This window comes from Campylobacter concisus, assembly GCF_003048375.1.
GTDB classification, from domain to species: Bacteria; Campylobacterota; Campylobacteria; order Campylobacterales; family Campylobacteraceae; genus Campylobacter_A; species Campylobacter_A concisus_T.
On sequence record NZ_CP021642.1, the window covers coordinates 701587 to 719985 of the forward strand.

Annotated in this window: 21 protein-coding genes; 11 read left to right on the forward strand and 10 right to left on the reverse strand. The window is 42.0% G+C overall.

Annotated features, from left to right (window positions below; translation table 11 throughout):
• Nucleotides 1-16: 16 nt before the first annotated feature.
• From ccsA to CCS77_RS03525, 3 genes are all read left to right on the forward strand, one after another.
• Nucleotides 17-3112, forward strand: coding sequence for a cytochrome c biogenesis protein CcsA (gene ccsA / locus CCS77_RS03515; protein ID WP_107916573.1), 3096 nt, complete (start codon nucleotides 17-19; stop codon nucleotides 3110-3112).
• Complete coding sequence (locus CCS77_RS03520; RefSeq protein ID WP_103578244.1) at nucleotides 3113-3547, forward strand: fatty-acid--CoA ligase; 435 nt, start codon at nucleotides 3113-3115, stop codon at nucleotides 3545-3547.
• Between the two features lie 78 nt (nucleotides 3548-3625).
• Nucleotides 3626-4192, forward strand: coding sequence for a hypothetical protein (locus CCS77_RS03525; protein WP_107916574.1), 567 nt, complete (start codon nucleotides 3626-3628; stop codon nucleotides 4190-4192).
• Between the two features lie 56 nt (nucleotides 4193-4248).
• Here CCS77_RS03525 and CCS77_RS03530 read toward each other — a convergent pair whose 3' ends face one another.
• From CCS77_RS03530 to CCS77_RS03545, 4 genes are read right to left on the reverse strand one after another with little or no spacing between them, the layout of a single operon-like run.
• The gene (locus tag CCS77_RS03530) at nucleotides 4249-4716 is read right to left on the reverse strand and encodes a phosphatidylglycerophosphatase A family protein (RefSeq protein WP_107916575.1); all 468 of its coding nucleotides are present in this window, start codon (nucleotides 4714-4716) and stop codon (nucleotides 4249-4251) included.
• Between the two features lie 8 nt (nucleotides 4717-4724).
• Nucleotides 4725-5906, reverse strand: a complete 1182-nt coding sequence (locus tag CCS77_RS03535; protein WP_107916576.1) for a sulfate adenylyltransferase — start codon at nucleotides 5904-5906, stop codon at nucleotides 4725-4727.
• On the reverse strand, nucleotides 5884-6774 hold the full coding sequence (locus CCS77_RS03540) for a response regulator (protein WP_107916577.1): 891 nt from the start codon (nucleotides 6772-6774) through the stop codon (nucleotides 5884-5886). Before CCS77_RS03540 ends, CCS77_RS03535 begins: the two co-directional genes overlap by 23 nt.
• Nucleotides 6771-7889 (reverse strand): bifunctional 2-C-methyl-D-erythritol 4-phosphate cytidylyltransferase/2-C-methyl-D-erythritol 2,4-cyclodiphosphate synthase, encoded by a 1119-nt coding sequence (locus CCS77_RS03545; RefSeq protein ID WP_107916578.1) that lies wholly within the window; start codon nucleotides 7887-7889, stop codon nucleotides 6771-6773. Before CCS77_RS03545 ends, CCS77_RS03540 begins: the two co-directional genes overlap by 4 nt.
• A gap of 145 nt (nucleotides 7890-8034) precedes the next feature.
• On the opposite strand from CCS77_RS03545, the gene thiC reads away from it, so the two are divergent.
• From thiC to CCS77_RS03575, 6 genes are all read left to right on the forward strand, one after another.
• A complete protein-coding gene (thiC, locus tag CCS77_RS03550; protein WP_107916579.1) occupies nucleotides 8035-9330 on the forward strand; it encodes a phosphomethylpyrimidine synthase ThiC in 1296 nt (431 codons plus the stop codon).
• Nucleotides 9324-10424, forward strand: coding sequence for an Mrp/NBP35 family ATP-binding protein (locus tag CCS77_RS03555; protein WP_103573471.1), 1101 nt, complete (start codon nucleotides 9324-9326; stop codon nucleotides 10422-10424). Before thiC ends, CCS77_RS03555 begins: the two co-directional genes overlap by 7 nt.
• A 147-nt stretch (nucleotides 10425-10571) precedes the next feature.
• Nucleotides 10572-10838 carry an ACT domain-containing protein gene (locus tag CCS77_RS03560; RefSeq protein WP_002939508.1) on the forward strand — a complete coding sequence of 89 codons (267 nt, stop codon included), beginning with the start codon at nucleotides 10572-10574 and terminating at the stop codon, nucleotides 10836-10838.
• 9 nt (nucleotides 10839-10847) lie between these two features.
• The gene (locus tag CCS77_RS03565; protein WP_021087135.1) at nucleotides 10848-12185 is read left to right on the forward strand and encodes a PFL family protein; all 1338 of its coding nucleotides are present in this window, start codon (nucleotides 10848-10850) and stop codon (nucleotides 12183-12185) included.
• Between the two features lie 103 nt (nucleotides 12186-12288).
• Nucleotides 12289-12978 carry a cytochrome-c oxidase gene (locus CCS77_RS03570; protein WP_107916580.1) on the forward strand — a complete coding sequence of 230 codons (690 nt, stop codon included), beginning with the start codon at nucleotides 12289-12291 and terminating at the stop codon, nucleotides 12976-12978.
• A gap of 158 nt (nucleotides 12979-13136) precedes the next feature.
• Nucleotides 13137-13589 (forward strand): hypothetical protein, encoded by a 453-nt coding sequence (locus CCS77_RS03575; protein ID WP_107916581.1) that lies wholly within the window; start codon nucleotides 13137-13139, stop codon nucleotides 13587-13589.
• Between the two features lie 173 nt (nucleotides 13590-13762).
• Here CCS77_RS03575 and CCS77_RS03580 read toward each other — a convergent pair whose 3' ends face one another.
• Complete coding sequence (locus tag CCS77_RS03580; protein WP_107916582.1) at nucleotides 13763-14359, reverse strand: YagU family protein; 597 nt, start codon at nucleotides 14357-14359, stop codon at nucleotides 13763-13765.
• 159 nt (nucleotides 14360-14518) lie between these two features.
• On the opposite strand from CCS77_RS03580, the gene CCS77_RS03585 reads away from it, so the two are divergent.
• Together CCS77_RS03585 and CCS77_RS03590 are read left to right on the forward strand one after the other, a co-directional pair.
• Nucleotides 14519-15718 (forward strand): tetrahydrodipicolinate N-succinyltransferase N-terminal domain-containing protein, encoded by a 1200-nt coding sequence (locus CCS77_RS03585; RefSeq protein ID WP_107916583.1) that lies wholly within the window; start codon nucleotides 14519-14521, stop codon nucleotides 15716-15718.
• 11 nt (nucleotides 15719-15729) lie between these two features.
• Nucleotides 15730-16224, forward strand: a complete 495-nt coding sequence (locus CCS77_RS03590) for a hypothetical protein (protein WP_002939504.1) — start codon at nucleotides 15730-15732, stop codon at nucleotides 16222-16224.
• A 146-nt stretch (nucleotides 16225-16370) separates the two neighbouring features.
• On the opposite strand, the gene CCS77_RS03595 is transcribed toward CCS77_RS03590, so the two are convergent.
• From CCS77_RS03595 to CCS77_RS03615, 5 genes are all read right to left on the reverse strand, one after another.
• The gene (locus tag CCS77_RS03595) at nucleotides 16371-16589 is read right to left on the reverse strand and encodes a Fic family protein (protein WP_107916584.1); all 219 of its coding nucleotides are present in this window, start codon (nucleotides 16587-16589) and stop codon (nucleotides 16371-16373) included.
• A complete protein-coding gene (locus CCS77_RS03600) occupies nucleotides 16561-16761 on the reverse strand; it encodes a hypothetical protein (protein ID WP_107916585.1) in 201 nt (66 codons plus the stop codon). The genes CCS77_RS03595 and CCS77_RS03600 overlap by 29 nt, the downstream gene beginning before the upstream one ends.
• Before the next feature lie 79 nt (nucleotides 16762-16840).
• Nucleotides 16841-17095, reverse strand: a complete 255-nt coding sequence (locus CCS77_RS10835; RefSeq protein ID WP_107917288.1) for a DUF4172 domain-containing protein — start codon at nucleotides 17093-17095, stop codon at nucleotides 16841-16843.
• A gap of 43 nt (nucleotides 17096-17138) precedes the next feature.
• Nucleotides 17139-17564, reverse strand: a complete 426-nt coding sequence (locus CCS77_RS03610) for a gamma-glutamyl phosphate reductase (protein WP_107916586.1) — start codon at nucleotides 17562-17564, stop codon at nucleotides 17139-17141.
• Nucleotide 17565: 1 nt separating this feature from the next.
• Nucleotides 17566-18360: a CsgG/HfaB family protein gene (locus CCS77_RS03615; protein WP_107916587.1), complete on the reverse strand. Its 795-nt coding sequence runs from the start codon at nucleotides 18358-18360 to the stop codon at nucleotides 17566-17568.
• Nucleotides 18361-18399: the final 39 nt, after the last annotated feature.

Genomic DNA, 18399 nt, shown 5'->3' on the forward strand with positions numbered 1-18399 from the left:
AAATAAAAGGAAGCAGATGTTAAATCCAAAAACATTATTTTTAAGTATGGGCTCAGCTATCGTTTTGATGATAATCTTTGCCATAGCTAGCGGAGCCGCCACAATAATAGAGAGCAAAACCAGCACTGAAGCAGCTTGGTACTATGTTTATGGCGCTAGCTGGTTTGCGCTCATCCAACTACTTCTTGGTATAAATTTAGCCTTCAATATCTTTAGATACAACCTAATAGATCCTAAAAAACTCCCATCACTCATCTTTCACTTAGGTTTTATCGTCATCTTAATCGGTGCTGGCATCACAAGATATCTTGGCTTTGAAGCTGATATGCATATACGTGAAAACACTGCTTCAAACGTCGTTAGTACGAAGGTTTCGTATATAAATTTAACAGCGCTTAACGACAAAGGTGAAGAGATCAGCTCGGCTATGCCTTTGGGACTTGCTGATGTGAAGAAGGGCTTTGATCTAAAGCTGAAAACAGCAGATGGCGAGGCTAGTTTAAAATTTAAAGAATTTGTGCCAAATGCAAGTTATAAATTTGTAAATGATGATAGCGGGAAGCCTGTTGTTGAATTTGTAGTCTCAAATGAGAGCGAAAGCGAAGAGATATTTTTACTTGAAGAAGAAGAGGCAAAGGTTGGAGATATCAGCTTTATCTTTAATGCCAAACCAGATGAAAATAAAAAATACGTTCTTTTTAGACTAAATGATGGAAATTTTACAGTTACTTCAAATGCCGATCTTTCAAAATTTACTATGGCGGACAGCTCAAAAACTGAGCTAAAAGCTGGCAGTGTGAATGAATTTGGCACAGGCAGCTTATATACTATCTCAAATATAAATTTCGCCCCAAGACTAGTCTCAGCGCACGCCACAAGAAAGCTAGTTAGCTCAAAGGATAGTGAGTTTAATGCGTTGATAGCTGAGCTAAACTATAAAGGTGAGAGTAAAGAGATGCATGTATTTTACAACCTAATGGAGCCTTCACGTATCGCCGTGGCTGGACAGAAATTTAACGCCTCATGGGGGGCTCAGCAGATAAAACTCCCATTTAGCCTCTATCTAAAAGACTTTGAGCTAAAAAGATATCCTGGCTCAAATTCTCCTATGAGCTACTCAAGCGAGGTTGTGGTAAAAGACGGCACAAATGATCCGGGGTTTGATTATAGAATTTATATGAACCACGTGCTTGATTATGATGGATATAGATTTTTCCAAAGCTCATACGACACTGACGAGAAAGGTACGATCCTCTCTGTCAATAAAGACCCAGGTAAGATCCCGACATATATCGGCTACTTTTTGCTAGGTCTTGGCTTCTTGTTAAATGTCATAAACCCTAACAGCCGCTTTAGAAAGCTCGCAAAACTAATAGATAATGAATCAATAAAGGGCGGTAAAAAGGTTGCTGCACTCATAGCGGTCATACTTTTGGGCTTAAATTTTAGCTCGCTAAAGGCGGAGGACTTCTTGCCACGTATCAGCAAAGAGCATGCTGACAAGCTTGCTAGACTCATCGTGCAAAGTCCAGACGGCAGGATGAAGCCATTTGATACGCTTAGCAAAGAGGTTTTAAACAAAATTCACAGAGGCGAGAGCATAGGTAGTCTAAATTCAAACCAAGCGATGCTTTCTATAATGGTAACGCCTGATTTTTGGCGAAATGAGAAGATCATCGCGCTTGGTCAGAGCAAAGAGCTAAAAAAAGAGCTAGGCGTCGATGAGAATGCAAGATACGCAAGCTTTGATGAATTTTTTAAAGCGACAAAAGATGGTGGAAGCGAGTATAAACTAACAAAATTTGCCGAGATAGCAAACCGCAAACACCCAGGTTCACGCAATACATTTGACAAGGATGTGATAAAGATTGACGAGAGACTAAATGTATTTTATATGATATTTATCGGTGAAATTTTCAAAATTTTCCCAAAACAAGATGATCCATCAAATTCTTGGTATTCGCCAGCTAGTGCGATGATGTACTTCTCGCCAAAAGAGGCTGAGCTAGTCGTTGGCATGATGAGAGAGTACTTCTCGGCTGTTGATGCAGCCTCAAAGGATAACGACTGGAGCAAGGCGGATGCAGCGCTTGAGAAAATTTCAGCCTATCAGCACAAATACGGTGCTGCAGTCATGCCAAGTGAGAAAAAGATAGATATAGAAATTTTATTTAATAAATTTCAAGTATTTGATCGCTTGACGCCGATATATCTTTTGGCTGGTCTTGCACTTTTGCTATTTGTTTTTGTCAAGATGCTAGCACCAAAAGTGCAGATAAATGGCATAGTTAAAGCTGTATATATTATAAATTTACTAGCCTTTCTTGCGCACACAGCTGGACTTGGTCTTCGCTGGTACATCGCTGAGCACGCCCCTTGGAGTAACGCCTACGAGTCGATGGTCTATATCGCTTGGGCACTTGGTCTATCTGGCATCATCTTTGCAAAACGCAGTCCGATCGCACTTGCGCTTACATCTATATTGGCTGGTGTTACGCTATTTGTCGCGCACCTTAGCTGGATGGATCCGCAGATCACGACGCTTGTGCCTGTGCTTCAGAGCTACTGGCTAACTATCCACGTCTCTATCATAACTGCAAGTTATGGATTTTTAGGACTTTGTGCGTTGCTTGGTGGATTTACTTTGCTGCTTATCATCTTGCAAAACAAGAAAAAGCCAAATGCAGAGATCGCACGCAATATCACTGAAGCGACACGTATAAATGAGATGGCGATGATACTTGGTCTTAGCTTACTCACACTTGGAAACTTTTTAGGTGGCGTCTGGGCAAATGAGAGCTGGGGTAGATACTGGGGTTGGGACAGCAAGGAGACTTGGGCGCTAGTTTCGATCCTTGTCTATGCTGCGGTGCTTCACATGAGATTTATACCAAAGCTTAATAATCAATACGCATTTGCCGTTGCATCATTTTTTGCATATTGGTCGATCATAATGACCTATTTTGGGGTAAATTTCTATCTAGCTGGCATGCACTCATACGCAGCAGGAGATCCGCTTCCAGTGCCTGATTTTGTCTGGATAAGCATCATCGTGATGATAGCGATGAGCGTTCTTGCATTTACGAAACGCTCTCTTTGCACAAGGCTATAGATGCTTCTTAAAGGCTTGATAGTCTTTTTTGTCTTTTTGCTTATAGTGGCCATTTGCGCGCTAATCTATCTTTTGCTAAAAAACAAAGATCATCAAGTCTTAACAAGAGGGCTAGAAGCTGAGGGTGAAGAAGAGATCACGATCGAAAAGCTTGAAGAGCTTGCTAGCGACAAAACTCTAAGCAAAAACGAGCTTTTCGAGCTTATACAAATTTTTGGAGAGAAATTTATAATACCAGCGAAAAAAAATCAGGTCGCTCCAAAAGAAGCTAGCAACTACATAAATTTTATAATCCTCATCTGCTCTCATCAAAACGCCGATGCAAAGCTTATTAGCTTTTTAGACAAAGAGGCTAAAAAGAAAAATCCAAGCTATGTTGCAGAGATCGAAGATAGCGAGAGGATAGGCATAGAAAACCGCAAAAATCGTAGGTAAATTTAGCTTTTTTTAAATTTAAGAGCACAAAATATCGTTAGCAAAAATCAAATTTACAAAGTAAAATAGGAGTGTAATTTGGACATCAATGATCTCTATTCTAGTTTGGTCTTTGTGCCGATAGTGCTAGCTATTTTGTTGATGATCTTTGCTGGCAAGCGAAATATAAAAGTTTATCTGAGTAAATTTGATCTAGTTGGACTGCATCTCATTTTTCCGCTCGTGATATTTCCCATTTTTGTGGCTATCTTTTGTGCAGTATGTGAGTATTTTGACGTTTCAAACGATGATGGGCTAACTTATATTTTTTACACTATGCTTTTTATAATAGCTATTTACGCCATTTTTGGTTTTTACGTTTGCATTAGATATAATCACGGCTTTTTAAACTGCTTTTGGGCGTTACTTTTAAGATTTAATTTCATGACTCCGCTTGTTTATTTGCTGTTTTTAGGTGGCAAAGGACGTGACAAAAATGGCAATAAGATAACCCCTGAAAATGTGAAAAATTTAAGCCTTTTTGGAGAGCTAAAATTTTCACTTTATAATATGATCGTCTTTAGAAAAATTCACGACAAAGATAAATTTGCAGGCAGGGATGAGATAAATTCTAACGATAAAGCTCTCATCTCAAAAGAGGTTTAAAATAAAAAGCAGGGAGAGTTAAATTTAAAAAGAGCCAGCAAGATCGCTAGCTCAGCTTACGGCAAAACTATGCCAAATCTCATAGCCACACCATATATCATCGCGCTAATAATGCCAGCGAAAAATCCAGCAACCATATCATCGCCCATGACGCCAAGTCCACCCTTTACGTTGCGGTCGATCCTGCCAATGATCGATGGCTTTTTGATATCAAGCACTCTAAAAAGCACGAGTGAGAGAACTAGCTGAGAGACCGTCGCTCCGCTAATGGCGATAGCAAGCCAAACGCCAGCAACTTCGTCGATCACGATAAAGCTCTCGTCGTGTGAATTTACCTTTTTTTCAAAATCATCAATGACGCTGATGCTCACCAAAAATAGCAAAATGCTAGCTAGCAAAAGCGTGGTAGATGAGAAAAAATATAGCACAAAATAAGCCACCACAGCCCCAGCCACCGAGCCCCAAGTGCCAGGTGCCTTTGGTAAAAGTCCAAATCCAAAAAATGTCAAAAATAGCTTTTGCATAAATTTCCTTAAGTGAGTGATGATGTCTGGTAGAGCTTCATGAGCTCCTCGTAAAAGTCGCGGTCGGTCTTGTTTTCAAGCAGTCCAGAATTTACAAAGAGATCGTCGCAGAGCTTTTGTATATCTTGGAAGCGATTTACATAGAGCTTGCTTAAAATGAGCGCTGAAATTTCGGGCCTTACTAGTATGGCTGGTGGCATGATGCCGTTAAATAGCAGCTCTTTGATCACATCTGGGTGGTATTTGATCTGGTGGTGCTGTCCGTGCGGGCAGCTTTTGGTGCTAACTAGCGTCTTACACTTGTTGCAATAAACCAGCTCAGGCAGGACGATCACATCTAAATTTAGATCGTTTTTGTAGATATCAAGTATCGTATGAACTTCGTTGTGGTCAAAAAACATGCCAATGCCAGAGTGGTTTTGTCCGATGACTAGCTTATTTGCGCCAAGTCTTGAAGCCGCGATGCACTCAAGCGTTGGGTTGGCGTGCGAGCTAAAAAGGGTTGTGTTTTTCAGTGCAAAGACAAAGACCTTTTTTGTCGGCAGATAGTTTTGGTTAAAAAAGTCAAGCACTTGCTTTCTGATCTCGTAATCAATATGCCTCTCTTCGCGCGTTCTTATTAGAAAAACGACCACGAGATCGGCCTTATCGATAGTCATCCTAACTAGGCGTTCATGCGCGCGGTTAAATGGATCAGCTGTTAAAAAAACAGCCGTTATCTTCTTGGCGCCACTCTCTTTTATCAGCTCATTTAGCGCATCTTTGCTTATTTGGAGGCTTTCATCATATAGCTCAAACTCGCCGCTTATGCCGTATTTGCCTAAATTTAGTGACATTTCGCTGTTTGATTCATTTGCTAAAAATATATTTTTAGCTCGCATGCTCTCGTCAAATTTAAAGACCTTTGCCACGTCGATGTGCCCAACGATCTTGCCGTCCATATTTAAATTTACTCTTTGCCCAGCATGCAGCTTGCTAGCGATATTTTGATTGACCTCGCCAAATGGAGCAAAGCCAAAAGAGTAGGGCATCGGCTCGCCGTTAAAGTAGCCCTTTTTTGCCACCTCTTTGATCTGCTCGTCGTCCATCAGGGCGCTAAAATTTGAGAGAATTTTGTTTTTGATAAGCTCTAAGGCGCCATAAACTTCGGTGTTTATAGAAATTTCACTATTTTTTCTTGCTGACGTCATATTTCTTTCTCTTTTCCCAAAGTGATTTTCTAGAAATTCCAAGCTTTTTGCTTAGCTCCGTGTCGGGGAATTTATCTTGATAATTAACGATGATATATTTTATATATTCATCGATCGTGACGATCTCGCCGATGTCAAAGTTTTTATCTCTAACCGAGAGTTCAAGCTCCTCAAATGGCGCACTTTGCGCAAAATCGCTAGTTTGTATGGCCACTTTTTTCTTTTTGCAAAGCTCTAAAATTTTCTCTTTTTCATCCTCTTTTAGCTCTTCAAGATTTGTGATGTATATGAGCTCGTCGCCACTTTGTGAAAGTGCTTTTTCAAGCTCGCTAAAACAGGCTTTGCCTAAAAACAAAAATGGCGTTTTATTTGCCTTTACATAGTTAAAGATAAATTTATCGCTGTAACCATTTTTGCTTGATTTTAAAAGAAGTGGAAATTTGATCTTTTTAGCTTCAAAGCAAGGTATCTCGTAGTCTTTTAGGGCGAAATTTATATAGTTTTCGTAGTTTTTTATCTCGTTTTTAAAACCTCTAAACTCTTCAAAATGTCTTATCTTTCTAACTAGCTCTTCTATCATAAATGGCTTTTGTATGTAATCCACCGCGCCCGCTTGTATCGGCTTTATCACGGTGTCACTGTTGATGTAGGCGATGAGTAAGATGATGATAGAGCTTTTAAATTTCTCTATGACTGGGTAGAAGTCCTGCCCTGGGAGTGTGGTAGAAAGTAACACTACGTCAAAATTTTCAAATTTCAAAGCCTCTTTGACGCTCTTTGCGATCTCGCAGTCGTAGCCAAAGTCAGCTAGTTTGCTAGCCATCGAGCCAGCTAGGTAAATTTCGTTTTCTACTATTAAAATTTTCATATTTGTGTCCAGTTGTAAAATTTAAGACTAGCGCTTGCCATGACAGCGATCCCCTCGCATCTGCCCACAAAGCCAAGCCCCTCAGTCGTCGTCGCCTTTACATTTATGCGGCTCTGGCTTAAATTTAGAGCCTGCGCGATGTTTGCCTCCATTTTTGATTTTAGCTTTGAAAGTTTTGGCTTTTGCGCCATTATCGTTATATCAGCGTTTGTTAGCACAAATCCCACACTTTGCACCCTTTTGTAGGCTTCTTGTAGTAAAAAAATGGAGCTAATATCTTTAAATTTAGCGTCCGTATCAGGAAAGAGCTCGCCTATGTCGCCAAGCCCAGCAGCTCCCAAGATAGCGTCAGTTAGCGCATGAAGTGCCACGTCGCCGTCGCTGTGAGCCTTTAGCCCAAACTCATAGTCAATCTTTTCGCCACAAAGCACAAGCGGACGACCCTTTTCAAACTCATGCACGTCAAAGCCGTTACCTACAAAGAGCTCATTTTCTGGTGCTTTTAGGGCTGAAATTTTGGCAAGATCCTCTTTAAAAGTGATCTTTCTAGCCATCTCATCGCCCAAAATGTGCCAAACACTTGCGCCAATGGCCCTCATAGCCGAGCTATCATCTGTGTAAATTTCTCCGCTACTAAGAGCCTTTTTAAGAAGTGCTGTGCGCGAGAGCTGCGGTGTTTGGATAAGTTTTACCTTTTCTCTGTCTATTGCATTTTCGCCAAGATAGGCAGTGTCAGCGATCTTTAGCGCAGGCACTACGCAGTCAGCCTGAGCGGCCGCCTCGATGATCTTGTGAAAGAGCTCGCTTGATATGCAAGGGCGCGCGATGTCGCTAACTAGGACAAATTCGCTATTTACTAGCCCAAGTGCGTTTTTTAGGCTATCTTGCCTTGTTTCGCCGCCATCAACAAATTTATAATTTGGAGCAAATTTAGACATATATTTGCACTCTTTACTAACGACGATGATCTCTTTAAATGTGTAAAAGTTACTCAAATTTTTAGTGGCAAATAGCCAAAGTGGGTCGCTGCCGATGCGAAGCCATTGCTTCTTTACAGGTAGCTCAAAACGACTGGAATTTCCTGCTCCTAGCATTATAAGTGAGATATCAAGCAAGGTAGCTCCTTTGAAGATTGTTACGGAATTATACACCTAAAAGCTAAATATTTCTTTTTATAGAAATAAATTTAAGTCTAGCATTTAGTTAGATCAAAACAAAAAAGGACTAAAATGAGCCTTTAAATTTTAAAAAAGGTTAGTCATGACAAAGACGCAGATGTACTATGCTAGGCGAGGTGAGCTCACAAAGCAGATGAGCTATGTGGCAAAGATCGAGGGAGTGAGCGAAAATTTAGTGATGGATGAGGTGGCAAAAGGCAGCATCATCATCCCAGCAAATGTAAATCACATAAATTTAAAGCCTATGGGCATAGGCAGAAAGCTAAAGACAAAAATCAATGCAAATATCGGCAACTCAAGCCTAAGCAGTGACATTTGCACAGAGCTTAGAAAGCTTGAAATTTGCCTAGAATTTGGCGCTGATACGGTTATGGATCTAAGCACTGACGGCGATTTAGACGCCATTAGAAGCGCTATCATAGAGCACTCAAGTGTGCCAGTTGGCACAGTGCCTATGTATGAAATTTTAAAAGAGGCAAAAGAGGTTACAAATATCACAAATGAGCTAATTTTAAGCGTGCTAGAGAAGCAAGCAAGGCAAGGAGTTAGTTACTTTACGATACACGCTGGCTTTTTGCGTGAGTTTTTGCCGCTTGTTAAAAAGCGTAAAATGGGCATAGTAAGCCGCGGCGGCAGTTTGAGCGCGAGCTACATGTCAAAGCTAAATAGGCAAAATCCATTTTATGAGATTTTTGATCAAATTTTAGAAATTTGCGCAAAATACGACGTTTCGCTCTCGCTTGGCGACGGACTTCGCCCAGGTTGCCTTTTTGATGCAACAGACGAGGCACAGCTTAGTGAGCTAAAGGTGCTTGGAGAGCTTACGCTTCGTGCGTGGCAAAAAGATGTGCAGGTAATGATAGAAGGCCCTGGTCATGTGCCATTAAGTCAAATTGAGTATAATATGAAAATCGAACAAGAGCTCTGCCATGACGCCCCATTTTACGTGCTTGGACCGCTTGTTAGCGATATCGGCGCGGGGTATGATCATATCACTTCAGCGATTGGTGGTACGATGGCAGCATATCACGGCGCTAGCATGCTTTGCTACGTGACGCAAAAAGAGCACCTTGGCTTGCCAAATGAAAATGACGTAAGAGAGGGCATCGTAGCTCACAAGATAGCAGCTCATGCCGCAGACGTCGCGCTTGGTAAGGCTGGAGCTATCGAAAAAGACCATGCGATGAGTGACGCTAGATATGCGTTTGACTGGAACAAGCAGTTTGAGCTTAGCTTTGATCCAAAAAAGGCTAGAGAGCTTCACGATGAGAGCTTGCCAGAAGATGCGTTTAAGAGCGCTCATTTTTGTTCGATGTGCGGACCAAAATTTTGTGCATATAAAATTTCAAAAGATCTAATAAAAGGAGAAAAATGTTAAATAAAGAAGAGGTCTTAAATAGACTAAAAGGTGTCATATATCCGGGATTTGAGAAGGATATAGTTAGCTTTGGCTTTGTAAAAAACGTGGAGATCGGCGAGAAAATTTTAATAGAAGTCGAGATCGTTAGCTCAAGCCCAGAGGTGGCAAACGAGCTAAAAACGGACATCAAACGTGTCATGGGCTCAAACGAGTACGTGCTAAATTTGATCCAGCCAAAGATACCTGAGGAGAAAAGTAACACTCAAAGTGGCAAAAATATCGCGCCGCAAGTTAAAAATTTCGTAATGGTAAGCTCTGGTAAAGGCGGCGTTGGCAAATCAACCACAACGCTAAATTTAGCCATCTCAATGGCAAAACTAGGCAAAAAAGTGGGAATTTTAGACGCTGATATCTACGGACCAAACATCCCAAGAATGCTAGGAGAGGTAAATACCCAGCCACAAGTCGTTGGCAACAAGCTAAAACCGATACTTAGCCATGGCGTGGAGATGATGAGTATGGGCGTCTTGATGGAAGAGGGCATGAGTCTTATCTGGCGTGGCTCGATGATCATGAAAGCGATCGAGCAGCTGCTAAGAGATGTGCTTTGGAGTGAGCTTGATGTCTTGTTCCTCGACATGCCTCCAGGAACGGGCGATGCGCAGCTTACCCTAGCTCAAAGCGTGCCAGTAACGGCAGGTGTCTGCGTCACAACGCCTCAAGTTGTAGCCCTTGATGATAGCAAACGTGCGCTTGATATGTTTGAGAAGCTTCACATCCCAATCGCTGGTGTCATCGAAAATATGAGTGGCTTTATCTGCCCAGATAACGGCAAAGAGTATGATATCTTTGGCAAAGGCACGACCGAAGAGGTGGCAAAGGCTTACAACACTCAAATTTTAGCCGAAATTCCTATCGAGCCAGCGGTTCGTGTGGGTGGTGATAGCGGCAAGCCAGTTAGCTTTTACGAGCCAAACTCAGTCACTGCAAAACGCTATGAGAGCGCAGCTGCAAGGCTTTGGGAGATAATAGAAAATATAAATAACGGCGGTGGGGCTGATAATTCAGCGATCCAGCCGGTAAATGACGGCAAGAGTGCTTGCTCGAAGTAAATTTACAAAAGATAAAATTTAGAGCAAATTTTAAAATTTGCCAGTTTAAATTTGGCTACCAAAATTTAGCTTTGTTTGATGCAGGGTTTAAATTTTGGAGCCAAAATGCACTTTATATAGAAAATTTAAAATTTAACAGGAGAAAAGATGAAAGCGATCGTAACCGTAGTCGGAAAAGATAGAGTTGGCATCGTTGCTGGCGTCTCAGCAAAGCTTAGCGAGCTAGGGCTAAATATAGATGATATAAGTCAGACTATTTTGAGCGACTTTTTCACGATGATGGCGGTGGTTTCAAGCGATGAAAATAAGGACTTTACAGCCTTAAGAGCGGAGCTAGATAAGCTTGGAGAGAGCCTAAAAGTAAAGATAAATATCCAAAGCTCAGCCATTTTTGATGCGATGCACAAAATTTAAGGACAAAATATGGATATCAAAAACGTAACCGAAACGATCTCGATGATCGAGGAGCAAAATTTTGACATCAGAACGATCACGATGGGCATTAGTTTGCTTGATTGCATCGACCCTGACATGGGCAAAGCCTGCGACAAAATTTACGCAAAAATCACCACTAAAGCCAAAGACCTAGTTAGAGTGGGCAACGAAATTTCTGCTGAGCTAGGCATACCAATCGTCAATAAAAGAGTGAGCGTGACGCCTATCTCGATAATCGGCGCCGCAACGGATGCAAAAGACTACGTGATGATCGCAAAGACGCTTGATAGGGCAGCTATTGAAGTTGGTATTGATTTTATAGGTGGTTTTTCGGCTCTAGTGCAAAAGGGCTATCAAAAGGGCGATGAAATTTTGATAAATTCTATCCCGCAAGCGCTCGCACAAACCGCAAAAGTGTGCTCAAGCGTCAATGTCGGCTCAACAAAAAGTGGCATAAATATGAGTGCGGTGCGTGACATGGGGCGCATCATAAAAGAGACGGCGGCGGCATCAGAGATGGGCTGTGCGAAGCTTGTTGTCTTTGCAAACGCAGTCGAGGATAATCCTTTTATGGCAGGTGCATTTCACGGCGTGGGCGAGGCTGACGTGGTGATAAATGTCGGCGTTTCAGGCCCAGGCGTCGTAAAAAGAGCGCTTGAAAAGGTGCGTGGCGAGAGCTTTGACGTGGTGGCTGAGACTGTGAAAAAGACGGCGTTTAAGATCACTCGTATCGGTCAGTTAGTCGGTCAAATGGCGAGCGAGCGCCTTGGGGTTAAATTTGGTATCGTCGATCTCTCTCTTGCTCCAACGCCAGCTGTGGGCGACTCGGTGGCTCGCGTGCTTGAGGAGATGGGGCTTGAGGCTGTCGGTACGCACGGCACGACTGCGGCACTTGCTCTGCTAAATGACGCAGTCAAAAAAGGTGGCGTCATGGCGTGCAATCAAGTTGGTGGCTTAAGCGGTGCGTTTATCCCAGTTTCAGAGGACGAGGGCATGATAGCTGCGGTGCGCGCGGGATCATTAAATTTAGAAAAGCTTGAGGCGATGACTGCGATATGCTCGGTGGGGCTTGATATGATCGCCATACCTGCGGATACGCCAAGCGAGAGTATAGCTGCGATGATCGCTGATGAGGCGGCTATCGGCGTGATAAATCAAAAAACAACGGCCGTTCGTATCATACCTCTTGGACGTGAGGGCGATATGATCGAGTTTGGCGGCCTTTTAGGAAGAGCGCCTGTGATGAAGATAAATAAAGCTTCAAGTGCTGATTTCATCGCTCGTGGCGGACAAATTCCAGCACCTATCCATAGTTTCAAAAACTAATCTTCAAAGTCCGCTTTAAATTTGCGGACTTTCTCTTAAAATTACCCCGACTTTTCAACTGCTTTTAGTTAAAATAATAAAAATTTTAAACCAAGGAGCTAAAATGAAAATTTTATCACTGCTTACGGCGCTACTTTTTGGGGCGGTATGTGGCTTTGCAAACGACGGTAAAGTAAGAAGTATCGATATCTACGTCACGCCTTACTACTCAGCAAATGCTGGCAAGGTGGAGTACGTCAAGGTCTATGACAAGATAGATGAGCTTTTAAAAAGTGGCAAAGAAGAGGACTTTAAAAAGGCTGAAAAGATCGTGCAAGACGCCCCACAAATGGTCTCTCCGATAACTCTTTTTGTCCTCTCAGCTCACGCTTATGATCTTGGACTTCGCGATGATGCGGTATTTTGGTTTTATGCGGCAAAAAACCGCGCGATCTTGCTAAGAGGTGTTATAGACATGGAGGGCGAGAAATTTACCGACGTGGTGGCTGCAATAGGGGCGTTTATGAAGCTTGTTGGCGACGTGGTCAATCCTTATGCATTTTGCGATATCAAAAAGCAACAAGAGATCGCTGATAAAGCGCTTGAATGGACTAAGAAAAATGCTTATGAAGCGATGTTTTCGCCAGAATTTAGCTCGCCTCACGAAGATAGAAAAGCAGCCCTTGCAAAAGGCATAGAAAAGCTTGAAGCCCGCAATAAAAAAGAGAAAGATTATTTTTTAGATAAGGACAATCTTGCTAACTTTAAAGCTATGCGCAAGCAAAATGGCACCGACGAGAAATTTTGCTTTTAAATAGCGAGATAAATTTGAAAATTTGCTTGTAAATTTAGCTTTTGCTTTATGTTAAAAGGGCAAATTTACAAGCTATTTCTATTTTAAATCACGACAAATTTGCTTAAATTTCGCTCTTTTACAAAAGTAGCAAAATCACAAAAAAATGAGAATACAAAATGACTTTGAAATTTGGCGAGCTTGAAAAAGTAGCAACAGATGATGGCTTTATCTGGTATGCGGAGGCGAAGCTTGAAAGTGCAATTTTTGGGCAGGTAGCGTTTTGCCTTGTTAGCACAGATGGGGCAGACGTGGACGATGAGACTATTTTGCTAGCAGAGCGAATTGCCAGCGATATCGACCGATACGTAAAAGAGGCGCTTATCTTTTTAAAAGATGAGCTTAGGCGAGGGCGCTTTTTGAGTAGGGACGAGCTTAAATTGCTTGACGTGTCAGTTTGCGAACTGCCATTTAGCTCGCCTCAATGCACTTTTTATGCGCACGATAAGCAGTGGTTGATGAGATTTGCAGAGGGCGAGCTTGATATCTGCGAGCCTTATGGTATTGGCGTGATCTTTGAGGATAAAAAGCCGCTTTGTTTAGAAAATTTAGAGCTTAGTAGTGAGTGCTAAACGCTTAAATTTTTAAATTTACGCATTAAAAGCTAGTTAAGATTTTCAAGCCTTGCAAAAAATGATGAAAATTTTGTTTTTAGGTATTGGCTGCGATCAAGAGGCACTAGAGTTTTTAAATTATTAAATTTTGCTGCTTTAGGTTTTGCGCCCAAAACAGCAAAATTTACAAGCTAAGCTTTGCAGCAGTCGCTCGGATCTTTTTCTTTTGTGATCCTAGCTCTTAAGTCGTGGCGGATGATCTCTATCGACCAAAACCAGACCATGTGACCCACAAACTCAGAGGCATACTCATACCAAGGAAGTGTCCAAAGTGGCGGAGTGAGGCCAAGAAGCGGCAGTGAGATACCATGAACTGCGATAGTTGCTAAGATACCAGCCATCACGCCTTGCCACATCGTGATCTTTGGAAATTTCTCAGCCACGACGCAGTAGCCAACGGCAAAGACTATTGAAAATATGATGTGCGTTAGCATCACGTAGTTAAATGCATGTCCCGCAAACTCGTAGATAGCGGCGTTTGGATCGGCGATACCGACATAATCTCTTAAAAACACATAAGGCGGGTTTAGGAAATTTCTCGAGCAGTCGATCGCATCAGCCGCTCTGATGGCACTTTCTGGTCCGCAAGCTGCGTTAAACATATCCATAGGACTTCTTGGCGGAAGTGGCACTTCTGCGCCCCACTTGACAAAAGCTGAAACTACGCCAGCGACGAGGCCGATCAACGCAGCTAGAGCAAATTTTGGTTTGGTAGCTAAATTTGACATTTTGTCTCCTTGTAAAATTTGAGGCATTTTATTTCTATTTTTTTATGATAAGGTTAATCATTATTATAATTTATAAATTTATCAAAGTTCAAATGCTTTAAAATCATAAAATTTTTAGCCATTTTTGGCTAGACTAAGAAAAAATTTAAAGGAGAATAGATGTCTAAAGAGTTTAAAGACGCAAACGAATTTAAGGAATTTTTTGAAGAATTTAGAAAAAAAGATGGCTACAAAGATCCAGTTGCTTTTGGCATCGCAAGAGTCGATCGCGGACAAAAAAATAGCGACAAAATTTTGCAAGCAAGTTACGCCGTTGTAAATTATAAAGAGAGCTTTTTAAGCGCAGCTGCTTTTATCTACGCCTTGCAAAAGTGCGATGTTGAGGTTGATTTTGGTGCATCCGAGTTCGTGACTGATCTCACGCCAAAGGTAGCAAAAAAGGCCAGCAAGCTCTTTAGTGTCTTTGAAAAAGATATAAAATCGCATAAAAACGTGGAGAATTTACACGCTGTGAAGATGGCATTTGAGGATGATCTTGAGCTAAATGAGAATAAATTTAAACTTGTATTTTTGTTCGACGACGCAAAGCCACTTAGTGTGGAGGCCGTCTATCTCAAGCTCTACTTGATCTCGCTTGGCAAGGTCGCACCTAGGACGATCGTGCTTGATGGAGCCTTTGGAGTGCTACCAAATGTCGCATGGACTAGCCAAAACATCCCTATCGAGCTTGAGTGGCTAAGAGAAAATGAAATTTCTCTAAAGATGTTTGGCGAGTATCCAGCGATCGTAAGCGTGGATAAATTCCCAAGATTTCTAAGTCACATAATCCCAGCTGATAACACGAGAATTTTAGACGCTGCCAAGGTTCGCATGGGCGCAGCTGTGCATCCTGGCACAGTCGTCATGCCAGGAGCTGCTTATATCAACTTTAACGCAGGCACGACTGGCGGCGTTATGGTTGAAGGCAGGGTCAGCAGCTCTGTCGTCGTGGGTGAGGGCAGTGACGTTGGCGGCGGAGCTAGCATACTTGGCGTGCTAAGCGGCACGAACGGCAACCCTGTAAGCATCGGCAAACACTGCTTGCTTGGCGCAAACTCAGTTACTGGCGTGCCACTTGGTGATAACTGCATCGTGGATGCTGGCATAGCGGTGCTTGAGGGCACAAAGGTCTATATCTCGGCCAGCGAGCGCGAAAAGCTAGCTAAGCTAAATCCAGAGTTTAAATTTGAAGCTGAAATTTACAAAGCGCTTGAGCTTGGCGGTCTAAACGGGCTTCATTTTAGACAAAATAGCCAAACAGGTCAGATCACCGCGAGTGCGAGCAAAAGGGCGATCAAGCTAAATGAGGCACTTCATTAAAAGGAGCTAGCATGAAAGTTGGCATTTTGATGTTTGACAAGATAAATTTGTTAAGCTTTGCCAAAATTTATGATTTTTTGCATAAATTTGAAGGTTTTAATATCAAAACCTACGCCCTAAAGCCTGAGATAGTCGATGAATTTGGCGTCAGGCTTCATCCTGAAATTTATGCTGAGAGCCTTTACGGCGTGGATATCTTGGTCGTGCCAGATGGTGTTGGAGCGCTTGGGCTAAGGTATGATGAGATATTTTTAAGCTGGATAAAAAGCTCAGCGAGTGCGAAATTTAAGATCGGCTTTGATCTTGGCGTGCTCATCCTTGGCGGGGCTGGATTTTTAGAAGACAGAGAGGCTTGCATAAGGGGCGGATATAAAAACGCGCTGAGTGGCTACTGCGAGGTAAATGACGCTAAGATGTGTGAGAGCAGGGGCGTGATAAGCGTTAGCGAATTTGATGACGAGATCAAAGAGCAGCTCGCAAAAATCCTAAGTAAAGATAAAATTTAAGGGCTTTGGCTCTTAAATTTGATAGAAATTTTATCTTTTTAATGAGCTTATAGCTTGTTTTATGGCGCTATTTACCGCTTCTAAATGCCACTTTATCCACGCTGTGAAGTTAAAGTTTAAATTATTTTCAAGCTTTGTCGTCTGCTCTAAAATTTCATAATAATCTTTTTTATTTGCATAAATAACGCTGGAGATAGAAAATGGCTCAATACTCTCAGAGCCAAGCAGTAGTGCGCCAAAGCCCTTGCCATGCGTCCGTTGCCGCCATCATAAGGATAGATGATCACAAACCAAAGGTGCGCTAAGGCACTTTTTAAATAGGTGTTTTCGTGATTTTTATTGATAAAATTTAAAAAAATTCTCATCCTCTATGCGCTCTGCTGGCAAGGCTTCGTAGTGGATTTGCACATTTTTTGAAGGACCTGAGACGACACTCATCTCATCATCTCTAAATTTAGCTCGTTTTATCTTGTAAATTTTGCTATGGCTATATTCAAACAAGGCATTGTGCCAGCCATGTAGCCGTTCGAAGTTCATAGGGGGCTTTGTTTAAATTTGCTTCAAGCATTAGCGAGACTAGATTATCACTGTGCCTAGTCGCATGAGTGTCGGCTAGTCAGTCAAAATTTCCATCTAGTCTCTTTTTTACCAATGAGCGAATGCTTGATCTATTAAGCCTATCGCCCTCTATGAGAGATGAGCTTATTATTTCATCTTCAAGTGTGCTAATTTGCGCCTTTAAAAGATCGTTTCTGCTGATCTTACTTGTTAGCTCTTTTAAAATTTTGTGATCTTGCTCTAGTTTATTTGCAAGGGTGTTTATTGTTCTTTTGTCGAAAGAAAAATTTGGATAGTTAGGATGTTGCCATATCCACGGTTTTGCATCAAATTTCTTTAAAGATTATGGATTTCGCCTATCTATAAGGTCTTCTATACTCTCTTCTAGCGTCATTGTAGCCACGTCTATATCCACGCTCAAAACCATCATCATAGTCATCGTCGTTATAGTAGCCTCTGCGGTAACCACGCTGAAATCTATCAAATCTTTCGTACTCATTTTGATAGTATGGGCGGTAGTTAGGCGGATATGGTGCATAGTTTGGATCAACAGGATAGTAGCCACTCATGCGGCAACTATCCTCATCAAAATCTTTCAATCCAAAACGAAATTTATATCCGTCTATCTTTTTACTAAGGGCGTCATAGTTTCTCGTGTCGCCATAAAATTTAGCCATTTCTCTTTCGTTTATAAGTTTGCAAAGCCCGATCTCTATCTTTTTAGTATAGTTAGCAGCTAGCAACATCGTAAATGTACAAAACAAAATGGCTATAAATTTCATCTTAGTCTCCTATTTTTATATTTCCGCCTTTGCCAAGACCACCTTTTACATTTTGGACTTTATAATCTTTTAGAGCGACTATAAGTTGGTTCATCGCGTCCATAAAGGCATTTACGATCATCCTGCCCTCTGGTGTCTTTGTGTAGCCACCAAGTCCAGCGCTCACACGTGAAAATGAATTTGACCCCATACCAAAGAAGTCAAAGTTGCTATCACTGCCGACTGCACCAGCGATCTGTACGCCTGAGCGGTTGTCTATGAGAAGCAAAGATGTTTGTGTTTCGCTCTTTGAAAAGCCTCCGCTTACCTTGCCAGCAACGTTGCCAAAGACAGCGCCTACAAGTCCGCTGATACCGCCAGTATCCTCTTTACTAAATGTGATCTCTGGCTGCATAGTATAATCAGCCGCTACGACTTGACCTTTGTGAAATTTAGAGCCTTTTCTTAGCTCGCCACTAGCTTCAAGTGCGCGCTCTTGCATCATATTATCCATACTTCTGCCACGCTCGACGATGACGAAGCAGCCAGTTTGCTGAGCTAAGATCCTTAGCACCGGCACGGTTGAGCCAAGCTGATAATCTCTAGTTAGATATGAGTACCATGAGCTACTTTGATCCTCGTAAAAAGACAATGTTCCTAGCGTTTGGCTGCAACGCTCGATTTTCGTGTTGACATTTTTGGCTGTATCTCCTGCTGCGGCACCAGTTACACCGCTATTGCTGCTAGCGCATCCAGCAAATAAACAAAGAGCGGCAACGCTGCTAAAGACCTTAGATGCTAAAAATCTCTTTTTCATGAAGATCCTTTTTAATGTAATTAGAAGTGCAAATATTAT